Annotated in this window: 16 protein-coding genes, 2 tRNA genes and 1 other RNA gene; 3 read left to right on the forward strand and 16 right to left on the reverse strand. The window is 51.8% G+C overall.

Features of this window, described 5'->3' with window-relative positions:
- Nucleotides 1–21 precede the first annotated feature (21 nt).
- Together lacNas_RS05800 and lacNas_RS05805 are read right to left on the reverse strand one after the other, a co-directional pair.
- Entirely contained in the window at nucleotides 22–273 is a 252-nt protein-coding gene (locus tag lacNas_RS05800) for a hypothetical protein (protein ID WP_201331297.1), read from the reverse strand.
- 23 nt (nucleotides 274–296) lie between these two features.
- Nucleotides 297–1,301 (reverse strand): serine hydrolase domain-containing protein, encoded by a 1,005-nt coding sequence (locus lacNas_RS05805; RefSeq protein ID WP_201331298.1) that lies wholly within the window; start codon nucleotides 1,299–1,301, stop codon nucleotides 297–299.
- 161 nt (nucleotides 1,302–1,462) lie between these two features.
- On the opposite strand from lacNas_RS05805, the gene lacNas_RS05810 reads away from it, so the two are divergent.
- Both lacNas_RS05810 and lacNas_RS05815 read left to right on the forward strand, forming a co-directional pair.
- Nucleotides 1,463–1,534 (forward strand) — tRNA-Glu (locus lacNas_RS05810).
- Nucleotides 1,535–1,539: 5 nt separating this feature from the next.
- Nucleotides 1,540–1,612 (forward strand) — tRNA-Gln (locus lacNas_RS05815).
- Nucleotides 1,613–1,704: 92 nt separating this feature from the next.
- Here the strand turns inward: lacNas_RS05815 and lacNas_RS05820 are convergent.
- From lacNas_RS05820 to lacNas_RS05830, 3 genes are all read right to left on the reverse strand, one after another.
- Nucleotides 1,705–3,306, reverse strand: coding sequence for a peptide ABC transporter substrate-binding protein (locus tag lacNas_RS05820; RefSeq protein WP_201331299.1), 1,602 nt, complete (start codon nucleotides 3,304–3,306; stop codon nucleotides 1,705–1,707).
- A gap of 172 nt (nucleotides 3,307–3,478) precedes the next feature.
- Complete coding sequence (locus tag lacNas_RS05825) at nucleotides 3,479–4,819, reverse strand: glucose-6-phosphate isomerase (protein ID WP_201346684.1); 1,341 nt, start codon at nucleotides 4,817–4,819, stop codon at nucleotides 3,479–3,481.
- Between the two features lie 76 nt (nucleotides 4,820–4,895).
- The gene (locus lacNas_RS05830) at nucleotides 4,896–5,522 is read right to left on the reverse strand and encodes a VanZ family protein (RefSeq protein ID WP_201332028.1); all 627 of its coding nucleotides are present in this window, start codon (nucleotides 5,520–5,522) and stop codon (nucleotides 4,896–4,898) included.
- A 218-nt stretch (nucleotides 5,523–5,740) separates the two neighbouring features.
- Between lacNas_RS05830 and lacNas_RS05835 the strand changes: the two genes are divergently transcribed.
- Nucleotides 5,741–7,972, forward strand: a complete 2,232-nt coding sequence (locus tag lacNas_RS05835) for an LTA synthase family protein (protein WP_201332029.1) — start codon at nucleotides 5,741–5,743, stop codon at nucleotides 7,970–7,972.
- Nucleotides 7,973–8,021: 49 nt separating this feature from the next.
- Here lacNas_RS05835 and lacNas_RS05840 read toward each other — a convergent pair whose 3' ends face one another.
- The 11 genes from lacNas_RS05840 to lacNas_RS05890 all read right to left on the reverse strand — a co-directional run.
- The gene (locus lacNas_RS05840; RefSeq protein WP_201332030.1) at nucleotides 8,022–9,560 is read right to left on the reverse strand and encodes a sensor histidine kinase; all 1,539 of its coding nucleotides are present in this window, start codon (nucleotides 9,558–9,560) and stop codon (nucleotides 8,022–8,024) included.
- Entirely contained in the window at nucleotides 9,557–10,282 is a 726-nt protein-coding gene (locus lacNas_RS05845) for a response regulator transcription factor (protein WP_201332031.1), read from the reverse strand. Before lacNas_RS05845 ends, lacNas_RS05840 begins: the two co-directional genes overlap by 4 nt.
- Nucleotides 10,283–10,467: 185 nt before the next feature.
- Nucleotides 10,468–10,623 (reverse strand): hypothetical protein, encoded by a 156-nt coding sequence (locus tag lacNas_RS05850; RefSeq protein ID WP_201332032.1) that lies wholly within the window; start codon nucleotides 10,621–10,623, stop codon nucleotides 10,468–10,470.
- 159 nt (nucleotides 10,624–10,782) lie between these two features.
- Nucleotides 10,783–11,144, reverse strand: a transfer-messenger RNA (tmRNA) gene (gene ssrA / locus lacNas_RS05855).
- Nucleotides 11,145–11,210: 66 nt separating this feature from the next.
- Nucleotides 11,211–12,398, reverse strand: a complete 1,188-nt coding sequence (locus tag lacNas_RS05860) for an acetate/propionate family kinase (RefSeq protein ID WP_201332033.1) — start codon at nucleotides 12,396–12,398, stop codon at nucleotides 11,211–11,213.
- A gap of 34 nt (nucleotides 12,399–12,432) precedes the next feature.
- A complete protein-coding gene (locus tag lacNas_RS05865) occupies nucleotides 12,433–13,431 on the reverse strand; it encodes a class I SAM-dependent methyltransferase (protein ID WP_201332034.1) in 999 nt (332 codons plus the stop codon).
- Between the two features lie 141 nt (nucleotides 13,432–13,572).
- Entirely contained in the window at nucleotides 13,573–14,169 is a 597-nt protein-coding gene (locus lacNas_RS05870; RefSeq protein WP_201332039.1) for a hypothetical protein, read from the reverse strand.
- Complete coding sequence (locus lacNas_RS05875; protein WP_201332035.1) at nucleotides 14,138–14,404, reverse strand: type II secretion system protein; 267 nt, start codon at nucleotides 14,402–14,404, stop codon at nucleotides 14,138–14,140. The genes lacNas_RS05870 and lacNas_RS05875 overlap by 32 nt, the downstream gene beginning before the upstream one ends.
- Nucleotides 14,394–14,831, reverse strand: coding sequence for a pilus assembly FimT family protein (locus lacNas_RS05880; protein ID WP_201332036.1), 438 nt, complete (start codon nucleotides 14,829–14,831; stop codon nucleotides 14,394–14,396). The genes lacNas_RS05875 and lacNas_RS05880 overlap by 11 nt, the downstream gene beginning before the upstream one ends.
- Complete coding sequence (locus lacNas_RS05885) at nucleotides 14,828–15,151, reverse strand: competence type IV pilus major pilin ComGC (RefSeq protein ID WP_201332037.1); 324 nt, start codon at nucleotides 15,149–15,151, stop codon at nucleotides 14,828–14,830. Before lacNas_RS05885 ends, lacNas_RS05880 begins: the two co-directional genes overlap by 4 nt.
- Nucleotides 15,152–15,174: 23 nt before the next feature.
- Nucleotides 15,175–16,016 (reverse strand): type II secretion system F family protein (locus lacNas_RS05890; RefSeq protein WP_201346685.1); only part of this gene is annotated, 842 nt, incomplete at its 5' end.

Genomic DNA, 16,016 nt, shown 5'->3' on the forward strand with positions numbered 1-16,016 from the left:
GCGGCACTGCCGCGGAATTTTTTATATGGCCGTGGTCAAGACGGCGACGATATTGATTAGGCCGATCAGCAGGGCAAAAAAGGCAACTGCCCTGTAGGTCCGGTTCTTGCTGAAAGCATACAGCAAGCCTTCCACCAGGGCCACCGCCAAGGCGGCAATGGCCGTGATGGCGTAATAAGGCGACATCCGGCTGTTGAAATGGCCCAGGATGATGATCCCCAGCCCGTACAAGGCCAGCAAGAGCCAGCCCAACTGCTTTTTACTTAATTTCATCTGCTTCTATTAGACTCCTGTTTTCATCGATTTTCTGCTAAAAAGGCCTGGATGATGCGGCTGCGCATGGTCAGAAAAATCTGGTTGTGCCGCGAAGGGTGAACCCGGTTGGTCAAAAGGATCAAGCCCGACTGCTTGACCTGGTCAAACAGAATCAAGGTTCCCGTAAAACCGGTATGGTAAATGATGGGATAGTTCTCCTTGGGGTCAAAGACCAGGTTCCAGCCCCAGGAACGGGCCGGCAGGCCCCGGGGCGTCTTGACCTGATACAGGTCCTGGATCGTTTCCCGCTTTAAGGGCAGCAGGTCGCTTACGCCCATGTAGCCCCGGCCGATCTTGACCAGGTCGCTCATCGTGCTGAACAGGCCGGCTGACCCGCAGCGGCGGCCCAGCTGCTGGCCTTTGGGGTCGTGGACGATCCCCTGGATCACCTGCCCGTCAACCAGTTCGGTTGGCACGCATTCGTCTTTGGGCGGGGCAAAGGTGGTTTCAGTCAGTCCCGCTGGTGCAAAGATCCGCTGGCTGGCCAGATCCTGGACCGGCTGGCCCAGCAGGCGCTCCAAGACCAGGCCCAGCAAGACGAAATTAGTATCGGCGTAACGGACGACATGGTTGAACTCGCTGGTCACTGGCAGATTCACGATGGCCTTCATCAATTCCGGGCCGGACAGGGCCGACCGGTTCTCGATCCAGCCGCGGATGCCGGAAGTGTGCGTCAGCAGGTGCTTCAGCTGCACCCGGTCATCCCTGAATTCGGGCACGTACTTGCTGAGCGGGTCCTCAAAACTGATCGCGCCCGCTTCTTTCAGCTGCAGGGCCAGCGCCGTGGTGGCCAGAACCTTGGTGCAGCTGGCCAGGTCATAGTAAGCAAAGGGACTCAGCTGGCTTTTGCCTGGATAGATGCTGGCAAAGCCCAGCGTCGAGGCAAAGACCTGGTCTCCCTTAAGCAGGGCATAGTTGACTCCGGGAACGATCCTTTCAGAAACCAGGCTTTCAATCAACAGCTGCGTTTTGGGAAAATTAAGCAAGAATAAGCTCCTTTCTAGGCCTGTAGATTAGTTCTATTATAAGTTACTTTCCAGCCTTTCCAAGCTTTCAAAAAAATTTTTAGATTTTTTTGACAGATACCTTGACTTTTTCATGGAAAGAATGCATAATAATGGATGTCGGTAATTCGAACATCAATCTTCGCCCGTTGGTCAAGTGGTTAAGACGCTACCCTCTCAAGGTGGAGTCATGAGTTCAATTCTCGTACGGGTGATTTACTGCGATGTAGCCAAATTGGTAAGGCAGTGGACTCTGAATCCATAATGTTCCGGTTCGAGCCCGGACATCGCAATAAAACAAAAGCCAGGCTTTATGCCTGGCTTTTTTGCTGCCCTTTTCCCGGCAGATGAAAAAGCACTGGATTCATCCAGTGCTTTTTCAAGCTTATTTAGCCACGTAGGCTTCCTTGAAGTTCCATTCGCTTCTCTTGCAGATCCAGCCCTTGGCGCTGGAGCGGATCAGCCAGGCATCATCTTCATAGTACAGCGGGATGACGCCGGCATCCTCAAGCAGGACGCTTTCAGCCTCGCTCATGTCCTTGAGGCGCTCTTGCTGGTCATTGGTGTTCTTGGAGGCAGCAATCAGCTTGTCATAGCGGCTGCTCTTCCAGGAGCCGTAATTGGATCCGTTCTTGCTGGTCAAAAGTTCCAGGAAGGAAATCGGGTCGCCAAAGTCGGCAATCCAGTCTGACCCGCAGATCTGGAACTGGCCGGATTCCCGCCGGGCCAGCCGGGTCTTAAACGGCACGCTGGTCACGGTCAGCTTCAGCCCCGGCAGCCGGGTTTCCAGCATGCTCTGCAGGGCTTCGCCGGTCTTCTTGCCCCCGTCGCTGTCGCTGGTCAGCAGGTTCAAGGTCAGGCTGGACTTGCCCAACTCACTGAGCCCTTTTTGCCAGTATTCCTTGGCCTTGCTTGGCCGGTACTTGTAAAGGTCCTTGGCTGCTGAGGAAATCATGCTGGTGTAGTCCTTGCCGTCATATTCAGTCAGCCCCTTGGCCGTATACGTGTCAGCTGCCTGGTTGCTGCCGCCCAGGATCCGGATCAGGTTCTCCCGGTTGATGGCCAGGGAGATGGCCTTGCGGATGTTGCTGTTGGCCAGGTTAGGGTTCTTTTCATTCAGTTCCAAGTAGTAGGTCCCCCCGTTGGCCAGGCCGTAGTAGTTGCTCTTGCCTTTGAACTGCTTGGTCAGGTTGGAATCCAGGCCAAGAGCGTCGATCTTCTTTGACTGGTAAAGGTTGTAGGCCGTCGTGGCCGTCTTGTTGACCGTGAAGCTGATCTGGTCAAGCTTGACGTGCTTTTTGTCCCAGTAGTCCGGGTTTTTGACCAGTTTCCAGGACAGGTTGCTCCCGCTCCAGCCCTTTTGCACGAATGGCCCGTTGTAGGCCATGTACTTGGACGCGGTCCCGTATTTGTCGCCGTATTTCTTGACAGCTTTTTCTTCCTGCGGGAAGAAGACCGGGAAGGCCATCAGATCCTTAAAATAGGCCATCCGCTTCTCCAAAGTGACCACCAGCTTGTATTTGCCCACAGCCTTGATCCCGAGGCTGGAGACGGGCTTTTTGCCGTTCTGGATGGCGTCGGCATTTTTGATCCCGGAAAACAGATAGGAATACTCAGCCTCGGTCTTCGGATTGACGGTCCGCCGCCAGGAATAGACGAAATCCTTGGCAGTCACCGGAGTTCCGTCATTCCACTTGGACTTGCGCAGGCTGAAAGTATAAGTCAGGCCGTCCTTGGAAACCCGGGCACTGGTAGCCAGGCCCGGACTCTGCCCGTCCTTGCTGTTTCTGTAGAGCCCTTCCATGGAATTGATCATCTGGCTGAAGCTGACCACGTCAGTGGCCTTTGACGGGTCCATTGTGGTGATCTCCCCGCCGACTGACCAGTTCAGTTCCTGTTCATTCTGACTGCTTTGCTTCTGGCTGTAGGCTGTTAACGTTAAAGCAGCTAAAGCAAGTTCAGTCAAGGCAATTTTTCTTGATGACATCTTCTTTACCCCCTCTTACTAAAACGGTAACATAAGCAGTTCCCCGCTTATCCATAATAAATTGTAGCACTTAATGTGATTTCTTTATCATGTTCAGAGAAAAAAACGACAAGATGAACAAAAAAAGAGCAAGATCAGAAATCTTGCTCTTTTTCAGTTTTTTGTCTAAAAATTACAGGCGGCTTGCCAGTTCGTCGTGCAGGTCTTCGTAGCCTGGCTTGTTCAGCAGGCCGAACATGTTGCGCTTGTAAGCTTCAACGCCTGGTTGGTTGAATGGGTTGATCCCGTTCAGGTAACCAGAAATGGCAACTGACAGTTCGAACCAGTAGATCAAGTAGCCCAAAGTGTGTTCAGTCTGGTCGGCAATGTTGACGGTCATAACCGGAACGCCGCCGTCAGTGTGGGCCAGAACGACCCCTTCGTATGCGCGGTCGTTGACGTAGTTCATGGTCTTGCCAGCCAAGAAGTTCAGTTGGTCCAGGTTGCTTTCGTCACTTGGAATGTCGACGTCAGCACGCGGGCCGGCAACGCGGACAACAGTTTCCATCAAGTTCCGGCGGCCTTCTTGGATGTATTGGCCCAGTGAGTGCAGGTCAGTGGTGAAGTTGGCGCTGGACGGGTAGATGCCCTTTTGGTCCTTGCCTTCTGATTCACCCATCAGCTGCTTCCACCATTCGCCAAACATTCTTACGCTTGGTTCGTAGTTTTCCAAGAGTTCAGTAGTGAAGCCCTTGCGGTAAAGGATGTTTCTCAAAGCTGCGTATTGGTAAGGAGAGTCCTTGCTTACGTCAGTGTCGGTGTAAGCGGCACGGGCGTCAGCGGCACCTTGCATCAAAGCGTCGATGTCGCAGCCGGCAGCAGCGATTGGCAACAAGCCGACAGCTGACAAAACGCTGAAACGGCCACCAACGTCATCTGGAACTACAAATTCTTCGTAGCCTTCAGCGTCAGCTTCAGTCTTCAAGGCGCCCTTTTGCCGGTCGGTCGTAGCGTAGATACGCTTTGCGGCTTCTTCCTTGCCGTACTTTTCGATCAGCTTGGCCTTCAGCACGCGGAAGGCAACTGATGGTTCGGTAGTGGTACCTGACTTGGAGATGATGTTCAAGGAGAAGTCCTTGTCGCCCAGCCAGTTGATCAAGTCTGACAGGTAAGTGCCTGAAAGACTGTTACCACAGAAGACAACCTTTGGATAGTCGCTCTTTTCTGCCATGTAGAACGATGAGTTCAAGAATTCGATGGCAGCTTGGGCACCCAGGTATGAGCCACCGATACCGATACCGATCAAAACGTCTGAGTCGCTTTGGATCTTCTTAGCGGCCTTCTTGATGCGGGCGAATTCGTCCTTGTCATAGTTGACCGGCAGGTCCAGCCAGCCGCGGAAGTCGTTGCCGGCACCAGTGCCTTCACGCAGTTCCTTGTCAGCGGCGTCAACCATTGCTTGCATTTCCTTAAGTTCGTTGTCGTGAACGAAAGGAGTCAATTTACTACTGTCAAAACTTACTATACTATTCATTGATTTATGCTTCCTCACTAGAAAATGTTAAATAAATCATTCACAAGATAATAGTATCATTGTTGCCCTTTCATTGCTAGTCTTTATTGCGATTTTTAACACAAATTTGACCTAGCAGATGATAGAGGCCATACCCCAATAATACACCGCAGCCGTTGAAAAAGACATCGTCAATATCGCTCACCCCGGTCAAAAGCAAAAACTGCAGAATCTCGATCGTCACCGAGGCCAGCAATCCCAGCAGAAAGACCCGCCAAAAGCAGTGCTTGATCCGCAGCGCGTTTGGCATGAGCGCCCCGAAAGGCACAAAGGCCAGGATGTTGCCGAAGGAATTGTAGTAAAAATCGACCTTGCTCTTGGCGTAGATCAGCTTCCAGGTGTTTTTCATGAAGACCAGGTTGATGTTGCTCAAAGACCGGTTCCAGTGGAAGTTCAGCTCCCAAGGAAAGTAAGAGGATCTGAAGGTCGTCAGCATCAAGACCAGCAAAAAATAGAAAACGAACAGCCACAGGCCGAATTCCGACCGCAGGCTGCGCCTTTTGCGCACGGCCAGCAGCCAGAAGACGCGCAGCAGAGCGAAGATCAGAAAATAAAAAATGGTTTTGTCGAGCCCCTGCAGAGTCAGTTTGATCAAGGCAAAGTGATTGATCCGGGTGGCGTACTGATTTGCTAATAAGTTATATAAAGGTGCTAAAAACAACATGCTCGCTGGTCCAATCTACTAAAGTCTGTTTAAATTATACAAGCTTTCAAGGACTAAAAATTTTAAGAAACAGATAACTCTGGAGAAATATTTGTCTATTTTTGACACAACCTTTAAAATTAAGACAGTACAAAAGGAGAAAGAATACTAGTAGAAAGGAGGCGGGCCAGCCCGGCCGCTCTAAAGCGCCCACAGGACTGGCCCGCCATTGACAAGCGTTGAAACACAGCAAATTTCTCGGCAAATTCCAAAGCAGAACCGGCTTCCTGGCCCTCCTGGTTGTCTGCTACTGGCTTAAATACCTGTTTGTCGCTTACTGCGACTTCAATCTTGGCCTGGCCAATCCCCTGCAGCACATCATCATGTGGATCAGCCCCCTGGGCATGAGCATCATCTTGATCAGCCTGGGCTTTTATTTTTCCAGGCCTCTGGTTTCTTACATTGCCATGCTGGCCATCGACTTCGCCAACACGGCCTTATTATTCGCGAACGTGCTTTACTACCGGCAGTTCACCGACTTCATCACCGTCAAGACCATGGCCAACCTCAGCAAGGTCTCCCAGGGCCTGGGCAAGTCCAGCGCTGCCCTGCTGTCGCCAAGCGACATTCTGATCTGGCTTGACCTGATCGTCATCGTCATCCTCTTGGCTGTGAAAGTCATCAAGATCGACCAGCGCTCATACGGCTTTTCCCGGACCTTCGCCATCACTTCCTGCGGCTTTTTCGTCTTAGGCTTGAACATGATGGTGGCTGAGTGCAACCGGCCAAGGCTGCTGAAGAACACTTTTGACCGTACCTACGTGGTGAAGTATCTGGGTATTGACACCTTCACGGTCTACGATGCCATCAAGAACGAATCAAGCAGCACCGTCACCAAGAATGCCTCCATCAGCGAACTGAACAAGATTATCAGCTTCACCAGAAAAAATTACGCTCCGGCCAATTCAAAATACTTTGGCATTGAGAAGAACAAGAACGTGATCATCATCCACCTGGAGAGCTTCCAGCAGTTCCTGATCGGCTTGAAGATCAACGGCAAGGAAGTGACGCCATTCCTTAATTCTCTTTATAAGGACAAGCACACCCTTTCTTATAGCAACTTCTACCACCAGGTCGGCCTGGGCCGGACCAGCGATGCCGAAAACATGCTGGAAACCAGCACCTATGGCATTTCTGACGGTTCTCTCTTCACTTCCCTGGGTTCAACCAACACCTTCCAGGCCGCCCCGCAGATCCTCCGCTTAAACGAGGGCTACACTTCCGCGGTCTTCCACGGCAATGTCGGCAGCTTCTGGAACCGCAACGACGTCTACAAGAACATGGGCTACAACTACTTCTTTGACAAGGACTACTTCAGCCAGGACAGCAACGACAGTTCCGGCTACGGCCTTAAAGACAAGATTTTCTTTGCCGAAAGCGTCAAGTACCTGGAGAAGCTGCAGCAGCCGTTTTATGCCAAGTTCATCACGCTGACCAACCACACGCCGTTTGAACTCAGCTCGGCTGATCAGGACTCCAGTTTCAAGACCAGCAGCACCAGTGACGCCACGATCAACAACTACTTCCTGACTGCCCACTATCTTGACCAGGCCCTCAAGGAATTCTTCACTTACCTGAAGAAATCAGGCCTGTATGACAAGTCGATGATCGTCATCTACGGCGACCACTACGGCCTTAGCAACGAAGAATACTCCACCCTGGCGCCTTTGATCGGCAAGGACCCCAACAACTGGTCCAGCTACAACACGGCCCAGATGCAGAAGGTGCCGTTCATGATCCACGCCTCCAACCTGAAAGGCGGGATCAAGTCCACCCTGGCCGGCGAAATCGACGTCTTGCCGACCCTGCTGCACCTGCTTGGCATCTCCAGCAAGCAGTACGTGCAATTTGGCACTGACATCCTTTCCAGCGAGCACAAACAGGTCGTCGTCTTCCGGAACGGGACCGTCATCAGCCCGAAATATGTCCTGATCGGCGGCAAAACCAGCAAGGGCAACGTCTATGATGCGGCAAGCGGCAAGCTTTTGACCAACTTGACGGCCAAGCAGAAAGCCGCGGTAAAGAAACTGGCCGCTTACGGCAAGAAGTCCCTGGCCTACTCTGACGACCTCAACAACAAGAACCTGCTGCGCTATTACACGCCAAAGGGCTTCAGTCCGGTAATCTCGAGCGACTACAACTACAGCAACAACTACCAGCAGATGATGGACCTGATCCGGCAGCTGGGCAGCCAGTCAACCGCCCTTTACAGCCAGAAGGGATCAACCACCAGCCTCTACAAGACTGATGCCGTCGAACTGGCCAAGCGGCAAAGCGAAATCACCAAGGTGCCTTCCAGCGTGCTGAATGAAAGTTCCAGCTCCTCCTCGAGCTCGGCAGCTGAGAGTAGCTCCAGTTCAGCGGCTTCTTCCGGCTCATCCAGCAGCAAGAAAAGCAGCAAAAGCAAATAATTAATAATTGACCAAGCAAAAAAGCTTATCGGCTCAGCCGATAAGCTTTTTATTCTTTGTCGTACTTCTTTTCATGACCTTGGTCAAACAGGGTAATCGTGAAGGTTGAGCCTTCGTGCGGCTTGGAGGAAACCTTGATCTCCCCGCCATGCTGTCTTACCAAAGACAAAACGATCGACAGGCCGAGGCCGGATTCGCCGGTGCCGCCATAGCGGGCTCGGGCCGGATCAGCCTTGTAGAAGCGTTCGAAGATGTACTTGCTCTGCTCTTGCGTCATCCCGATCCCGGTATCCTGAACGCTAAAGGTAGCCCCATTCTGGAAGCGCCGCCCTCTGATCGTGATCGTGCCGTCATTAGTGAACTGGATCGCGTTTTGCGTCAGGTTGACCAGCATCTGCTTGAAGCGGTCCTGGTCAGCGTAGACCGGCAGGTCTTCCGGAGCGTCGAGGATGATCTTGTCGCCGTTCTTGGCAGCATTCTGCTTCAGCTGCTGCTGAACGTCGTTCATGATCGTCCGGGCATTGAACTGCGACTTCATCATCTGCACCTTTCCGCTGCGGATCTTTTCATAGTCAAGGTTTTCATTGACCAGACGGATCAAGCGCTTGGTTTCGCGGTGCATCAAGTCAACCGACTGCGGGATCGATTCTTCTGGGATCGCATCGTACTGCAGCCCTTCCAGCAGGCCGTTGATGGTCGTCAGCGGCGTCCGCATTTCGTGGGCCACGTCCTGCATGAACTGGTCCCGCCGCTTTTCCTGGGCCTTGATTTCTTCATTCGAAGCCTTCAGCGACCGGACCATTTCATTGAAGTTTTCGGCCAGATCGTCGATTTCATCGGCCCGGTGGTGGTCGACTTCAACGTTCAAGTCGCCGTCAGCAACCTTCTTGGCAGCCAGAGACAGCTTTTTGATCCGGCTGGTCTGATAGTAAGCCAGAATGAAGCTCAAGATCAAGCTGACCGCGAAAGTGATCACCAGGGCCTTGGCCAGATTGCTTTCCGCCTGACGGACCGTCTGCAGGACGTCCTTGACCCGGGAGCCAATCATTATGGCTCCGACAACTTTCTTATTTGAGCCGGTTCCCGTAGTCTGCGGGACCACCACCCAAGTGTAGCTTTCCGAAGCAAAAAGGCGGTTGCCGCGCTTCTTGATCCCCTTGCGCTTCACTCGCCCCTGGATTTTCGGAGCGAGATTCTGCTGTTCATTGCTGTGGTCGTCCTTGATTCGGACTACCTGGCCTTTTTTCAGCATTGACTTGGCAGACTTCTTCAAAATATCGTAGCCGCCCAAAGGATAAGTGGTTTCGAATTTTTTGTCCATCAGGAAAATCTTGAGGTTTTCATCCCGCATGACAAAAGTGAACTTCTGCAGAAAGTCCGCCGAAAAAGCCGGCGGCGTTCCCTTGGTCTTCGTCTTTTTTGAATACAGCTGCAAAGTCGACAGATTTTCGGCATAACTTTCCAAGCGCGAATAATTGCTTTGATAAGCTTGCTCCTTTTGATAATTGATCGTTGAAAAGCCAATGATCATGACCGAAGTCAAAATAACTATCAAAAAACTCAGAACATGCTGATAAATCAGTTTCATGCTTTAACCTGTGAATCATCAAATTTGTAGCCGACGCCCCAAACGGTCTGGATGATCTGCGGGCCGGACTTCTTCAGCTTCTGCCGCAGCTTCTTGATGTGGGCGTCAACAGTTCTTTCTTCACCGAAGTACTCATAGCCCCAAACCAGTTCAAGCAGCTGCTCGCGAGAGAAGACCTGCTTAGGCTTTTGCGCCATCGTGTAGAGCAGGTCGAATTCCTTAGGAGTCAAGCCTTCAACACGGGTGTCATCAAAGTAGACTTCCCGGCGGCTCTTGGAAATTCTGATGTGGTTGGTTTCCAAGTCAAAGTCGTTGCTTGGAATGTTCTTTGGCAGAGTTCTCGGCTTGTCTTCAAGCAGCACCCGCCGGTGCAGGGCCTTGATTCTGGCAATCAAGGCAATCGGGCTGAACGGCTTGGTAACGTAATCGTCGGCCCCGATGCCCAGGCCCAGGACCTGGTCAGACTCGCTGTCACGCGCCGTAAGCATGATTATCGGCACAGTTTCTGAAATCCGGCGGATTTCTCTGGCAACTTGAATGCCGTCCTTCTTAGGCAGGTTCAAGTCCAAAGTGATAATGTCAAAATCGTGTGGGTGATTCTTGAATATTTCAACGGCTTCTTCGCCGTCGTAAGCTGAGACTTGTTCCCAGCCTTCCTTCTTGAAGAACAATTCCATCATTTGTGAAACTGAAATGTCGTCTTCTACCATTAGGATCTTCATGTTAAAAATTCCCCTTACCAAAAAATTCTGTGCAAGCCGCACTATATTATAATCGTAGCAAAAAAATATCAAAAGCCGCGAATCATTTTGTGAAAAAAAGTTGAAACTTCCCTTTAGAAACCGGCTGGCAATTGCCCTAATTATATAATTTTTCACTTAAATCATACAAGAAATAAGTCTGCTTTTTAATCATCACCACTGGTCAAAAACTTGTAAACCGCCCAAGCAAAGAGAGCCGTTGGCACCAGGCCAGGAGAAAGATCGACCTTGAGTTTGGTCCGACCATTGTCGTTAACTTTCTGGCAGCTATAGTCGCCCAGCAAAAATTGTTTGAGTTTCATTGTTGGCCTCCTGCACTAATAAGTGTATTAACAGTCAATAACCATCGTCTCTACTCTTTTTATTATACTCTTGATTCGTTTGCCATTTATTGCATCTGTTATTTTATTCCAGCAAAAAAGACGCGTGCGGTCAACCACACGCGTCTTCTTTATTTAGACAGATGGAGATGAGGGGAATTGAACCCCTGTCCAAACGCATCCCGTCACTAATCTCTACGATCATAGTCATATTATTTAAGCTTCACCACAGCAAAACGCCATATGACAGGGCCAAACAGCCACGGCTAACCTGTTAGTCTCTTCTTGCTTATTCAGGTGTGATAAGCAAGCGTATCCCGTAAGGTTGATACCGCAAGACCGCCACGGGCAGGCAGTCTATTGGCAGCTGGGCTGAACTAAGCAGCTACAGCGTATGAGTTTTCGTTTGCAGTTAATTTAAACTGTTTAACGTTTTAACGTAGACGTAACCTACGAATCGCAACCAGCGCGGGTCTGCGCCTGTCGAATCCCAAAACATCCCCAAAACAGAGAACATAATCATTTTAGCAAAAAATGATCATGCCCTCAAATATTCTGCTTAAAAACTTTTACTTAAGCTTGGCCAAACGGACAACGTCACGTTCGATCATCAATTCTTCGTCAGTCGGAATTACCAGGCCAGCCAGCTTGGAACCTTCCTTGGTGATGAAGCTTTCGCCGCCAGCCTTGTTGGCTGCTTCGTCAAAGTCAACGCCCATGAAGGACAGTGACTTCATCACGCCTTCGCGAACTTCATCGTCATGTTCGCCGATCCCGGCAGTGAAGACAACCGCGTCTGCCCCGTTCATTTCGGCAACGTAGGAACCAACGTAGCGGACTACCCGGTTGATGAAGATCTCATCAGCCAGCTTGGCCCGTTCGTCGCTGCTTTCCCGGATGTCGCGCATGTCGCTGGAGATGCCGGAAATGCCCAGAAGACCTGACTTGTGGTTCAAAATGTCGATCATTTCGTTGAAGTCGGTCATGCCTTCCTTCTTCATGATGTACTGCAAAACTGACGGGTCAACGTCACCTGACCGGGTCCCCATGGTTACCCCAGCCAAAGGCGAGAAGCCCATGGAAGTGTCGTAGCACTTGCCATCCTTAACGGCAGTAACTGAAGCGCCTGAACCCAGGTGGCAGACGATCAGCTTGAGGTCCTTCAAATCCTTGCCCAGCATTTCAGCGGCTCTGCCTGCCACGTAACGGACGGAAGTGCCGTGGGCGCCATACTTGCGGGCCTTGTACTTCTCGTAGTATTCATATGGCAATGAGTAGAGGTAGTGAACCGCATCCATTGACTGGTGGAAGGAAGTGTCAAAGACGCCGACTTGCGGCACGCCTGGCAACAGGTTCATGAAGGCTTGAATGCCGCGGCCTTCTGCCGGGTTGTGCAGCGGGGCGTAGTCAGTCAAGTCAAAAATCTTGTGGATGTTGTTTTCATCGATGATCGCTGAGTCCGGGAAAAGTTCCCCGCCATTCACGATCCGGTGGCCAACGCCAACGATTTCCTTAACGTCATCAATAACGCCGAATTCCTTCAGCCAGTCAAGCAGGGTTTGCACGGCTGCTTCCTGGTTTGGCAGGTCAACTTCGGCCTCATGCTTGGTCCCATCAGCCAGCTTCATTGAGAAAGTTGAACCATCGATGCCAATCCGGTCACCCAGTCCTGAGGCCAGAGCGCTTTCGTCATCTAATGAAAACAGCTTGTACTTAAATGAAGATGAGCCAGAGTTGATTGCTAAAATCTTATCCATTTTTATAGAAACTCCTTTTACTTACTTCACAAACTTAATTATCTTTTTTAGTATACCACTCGTTCAGCTTTATATTAAGGCCTACCAGTGATTCTTCATTCTTGAGATCAGCAAGCTTTGTGAGTAAAACTTCCTTCGGCGGCTGGCTGCTGCCGTGGTTTTGGAAGACAAGGATGCTCTTTTGACTGATTTTGCTCTGGAACAATCTGCTTGGCAGCTGGATGATGGCCTGCAGGTGCACCCGGTTGGCCAGCCAAGGCATGAAGTCGGCCCCGACCGTCCCGGTCAGCATGCTCTGCGGCACCAGGAGAAAGGCAAAGCCGTCTTCAGCCAGGTTCTTGACGATCTGCTCAACAAACAACACGTGGGCGTAGGCATGCCCTTCCTTGGTCCGCAGGTCAAAGTTCTTGGCATTGTCATCGTTGGCGTAAAAGCCGATCGGCAGGTCACTGACCACCACGTCAGGCTTGACTGGCCAGGCAGTCAGCGCGTCCTGGCAGTAAAAGTCAGCCGTCAGTCCAGCCAGGTGGGCTGCCACGTCGGCCAGGTTGAGCATCCCCTCGTCATTGTCCAGACCGACCAGGTCAAAGCGGTCTTCTGAATGATTCTGAGCGGCCAGCTGCTGGTCAACCGCAAAAAGCAGGCTGCCGCTGCCGACTGCCGGGTCCAGAAGGACCTGCTTTTTCTTAGGCAGCAGCTTGTCCATAAACAAGGTCAAAACCGTGGCCAGAACCGGCGGAGTCGGCATCTGGTTGGCATCCCGGCCGTCATCGTTGATCGCCTTGAGCACCAAGAGGCCATAGACCTGCTCTTTTTGGGCCTTTGACCAGGAGCCGTAGTTTAAAGCCGCGTAAAGCTGCTTCAGCTCTTCCACCGCTTGTTCGTCCGGGGCACCCATTTCCACGCGCACCTCGCCGCTTTCCAAGTTGTCAAAAGTTTCCACCAAGGCATCCGCCAGTGACACGTTCAAAGCTTCTTGCAAGCGTTCAACCGCTGCCAAAGTCTGTCCGAACAGTTCTTCAATATTTTTCATTGCTTAAATCCGCCCTTCTTTGCATACATACCAATTTTAATGATTAACAAAGAAGGGCGCAAGAAATTTCACCCGCCCCAGAGATAATTTGCCAGCAGCCGGTTCAGCCGGATGACGCGCTGATAGGCATCCAGATAGCTTTCAATCAGCAGTATCGTCGTGGCCAGAAGCAGCACGCTGGTCAGCAGGGCGCTCCCCTTTTGCCGGCTCAGTCTGCTCCTTTTTCTTTTGCTCAGCCTCCTTTTCTTTTTCCGGCGCCTTGTCGACTTTAAAATACAAAATTGATCTCTTTCCATGCTCATTGATGTGCACCTCCATTAAACCGTCCTTGGCCGCAAAAGATGCCGCCCAGACCGGTAGCAGAGTCATATTTCCGCCGTCAGTTCCGGCTTTCCTGACCCGGAGATTGTTGCTCTTTTTGTCTGCCTCCAGCACGTATTTGACGTCTTCAGCCTTCTTGCCATCCGCCTCTTTTCCCTCCTTGACGAACTCTATCTTCATGGGATTGGAATTGTCCAGGTCGATATAAGTCCGCCGGCTGTCCTTTTTCAAAAATTTGGCGAACTGGACATAGGAAAAGGCCAGCTCATTGGGATCATGGCGGTCTTTTTCAAACAAGCTGAAGAGCTTGAGGCAAGACGACAAAAGCGACAGGCAGATCACCGTCACCAAAAGCGCCACCATGGTCTCCAGCAAGCTGAAGGCCTTACTTTTGGCAAATTTTCTGCTGGGTCTCATCATACAAGTCTCCTTTGCCGGTCAAGACGTATTCATGGTCTCTGACCTTGACCCGCTTGACCGGGCACTCTTTCAGCATCCGGTAGGCCAGGGCCTGGCCCGCCCGCTGGCTGGACTGGTTTTCGAGTTCCTTGATTCCGCTGAGGCAGGTGACCGTCGTCGTCAAAGCCACGCAGACGATCGCTAAAGCAACTAATGCCTCCAAGGCCAAAAAGCCCGCCTGCTTATTTTTCATTGATTTTGCCCCACGACAGCAAAAAGCTGTATGCCTTCTCATACTCTTTCTTCCCCTTATCCATCTTCGTGATTCTCAGCGTAAAGGCCTGGCTGGTAATTCCGTCGCTGCCGACCGACCAGCCTGCTGTATTGTTAAAGTTTGTATCAACCGTAATCCCATCTGGAATCTTCAGGCTCTCATGCTGGTCGTCCTCGATGATTTCAAGCTTGCCCTGGCGGTTTTGGTCATAGATCACGACCCTTTTCCCGGTAATAGCGGCGCTTCTGATCTTTTCTTGAAAAAGTCCCGCTGCCTGCCGGCAGAAACGGTCAAACATGATCTTGTCTTCAAAGCCCTTGAAGGTCATTCCCCCAATTCCCAGCAGCATCCCCGCGATTGCCAAAGTCACGACCGTCTCCAGCAGGCTGAAGGCCCGCTGCTTCATTCGCCGCTCTTGGCGAAGTCGCCGATCGCCAGCTTCTTGTCCTCTGCCTGCTTCTCCTGCTTGGGCGTCAGATAGTGGGCCTCCACCATTTCCTGGAAGGAGGCCGGGACCTTGCCGGTGTTTTCCTGGTATAGCTCCACTTGCGTCCGGATCGTTGAATCAAAAGCATCATTTGTGCGCTTATCGGCATGGTCTTTTTGCGCTAGCAAGTTGGGCGAGATCAGCAAAACCAGGGTCGCGATGATCGCCACCACGATCACCATTTCAATCAGGGTAAAAGCCCGCTGCCGCTTTGGAAAAAGCCGTTTTAAGTATTTCATATTTTCCTCCTTAAATTTCTCTGCTAAAGCTGCTGCATGCTGTCATAAATCGGCAAAAGCAGCTTCAAATACATTCCGATGATGCACAAACCGATCAAAATAAAACAGATCGGCTGCACGTTGACGATCAGCTTGGCCAGCTTCTGGCGCAGGCGGTTGAACAAAAGCCTGGACAAGAGCAGGCACTGCCGGCTCAGCTCTCCGCGTTCGCATCCTGCCTGCAGCAGCATCAAGAGGTCCTGGTGCAAAAAAGGCTCTTCCTGGATGATCTCCTCGATCTTCTTTCCCTGCAAAAGCTGTTCGCGGGCCCGCCGGCCGACCTGTTCTTGCAGCGAACCCGGCGTCTGCTGGCTGGCAAAAGCGCACATCTGCTGCAAGGAAAATCCGCTGGCCAAGAGCATCCCCAGGTCGTAGCAGACCAGATACTGGCCGTATAGGCCCACTACCGGCCCCAGAATCGGCCAGGCCAGCAGCTGCTTGAAGGAGCGGTAGTCCTGCTTTTTTAGGCAGGCCGCGGCCAAGACCAGCAAAAGCCCGGCCGCCAGCATCAAAATGACCAGCAGCGTCAGCAGCAGATCCCCCTGCCGGGAATTGCTGTCCGCGAATTCCACGGACAGAAATTTCTGCATGAAGACCAAAACCAGGACCATCATTCCGCCCAAAACCGCCGGGTAAGCCAGTTCCGCCTGCAGCTTCTTGATCTGCTCATTTTTCATCCGGCCCAAAACCGTCAGCTGGGTCAGCGACTCCGTCAGCCGCCCCTGGCTCATTGCCATGTTCAGTTGGGTCACCGTCGTCTTGCCAAAGCCCAGGCCGGCCAGCAGGCTGCTCAAGTGCTCACCCTGGCGCATCTGCTGGTCCAGCC

Source organism: Lactobacillus nasalidis (genome assembly GCF_016587775.1).
In the GTDB taxonomy this organism is placed as follows: domain Bacteria; phylum Bacillota; class Bacilli; order Lactobacillales; family Lactobacillaceae; genus Lactobacillus; species Lactobacillus nasalidis.

What these genes read in the sequence shown, in the direction of transcription:
- lacNas_RS05800 (WP_201331297.1), bottom strand. Translation starts at nt 273, where the DNA reads ATGAAATTAAGTAAAAAGCAGTTGGGCTGGCTCTTGCTGGCCTTGTAC.
- lacNas_RS05820 (WP_201331299.1), bottom strand. Translation starts at nt 3,306, where the DNA reads ATGTCATCAAGAAAAATTGCCTTGACTGAACTTGCTTTAGCTGCTTTA.
- lacNas_RS05825 (WP_201346684.1), bottom strand. Translation starts at nt 4,819, where the DNA reads ATGAATAGTATAGTAAGTTTTGACAGTAGTAAATTGACTCCTTTCGTT.
- lacNas_RS05830 (WP_201332028.1), bottom strand. Translation starts at nt 5,522, where the DNA reads ATGTTGTTTTTAGCACCTTTATATAACTTATTAGCAAATCAGTACGCC.
- lacNas_RS05840 (WP_201332030.1), bottom strand. Translation starts at nt 9,560, where the DNA reads ATGAAACTGATTTATCAGCATGTTCTGAGTTTTTTGATAGTTATTTTG.
- lacNas_RS05845 (WP_201332031.1), bottom strand. Translation starts at nt 10,282, where the DNA reads ATGAAGATCCTAATGGTAGAAGACGACATTTCAGTTTCACAAATGATG.
- lacNas_RS05850 (WP_201332032.1), bottom strand. Translation starts at nt 10,623, where the DNA reads ATGAAACTCAAACAATTTTTGCTGGGCGACTATAGCTGCCAGAAAGTT.
- lacNas_RS05860 (WP_201332033.1), bottom strand. Translation starts at nt 12,398, where the DNA reads ATGGATAAGATTTTAGCAATCAACTCTGGCTCATCTTCATTTAAGTAC.
- lacNas_RS05865 (WP_201332034.1), bottom strand. Translation starts at nt 13,431, where the DNA reads ATGAAAAATATTGAAGAACTGTTCGGACAGACTTTGGCAGCGGTTGAA.
- lacNas_RS05870 (WP_201332039.1), bottom strand. Translation starts at nt 14,169, where the DNA reads ATGAGACCCAGCAGAAAATTTGCCAAAAGTAAGGCCTTCAGCTTGCTG.
- lacNas_RS05875 (WP_201332035.1), bottom strand. Translation starts at nt 14,404, where the DNA reads ATGAAAAATAAGCAGGCGGGCTTTTTGGCCTTGGAGGCATTAGTTGCT.
- lacNas_RS05880 (WP_201332036.1), bottom strand. Translation starts at nt 14,831, where the DNA reads ATGAAGCAGCGGGCCTTCAGCCTGCTGGAGACGGTCGTGACTTTGGCA.
- lacNas_RS05885 (WP_201332037.1), bottom strand. Translation starts at nt 15,151, where the DNA reads ATGAAATACTTAAAACGGCTTTTTCCAAAGCGGCAGCGGGCTTTTACC.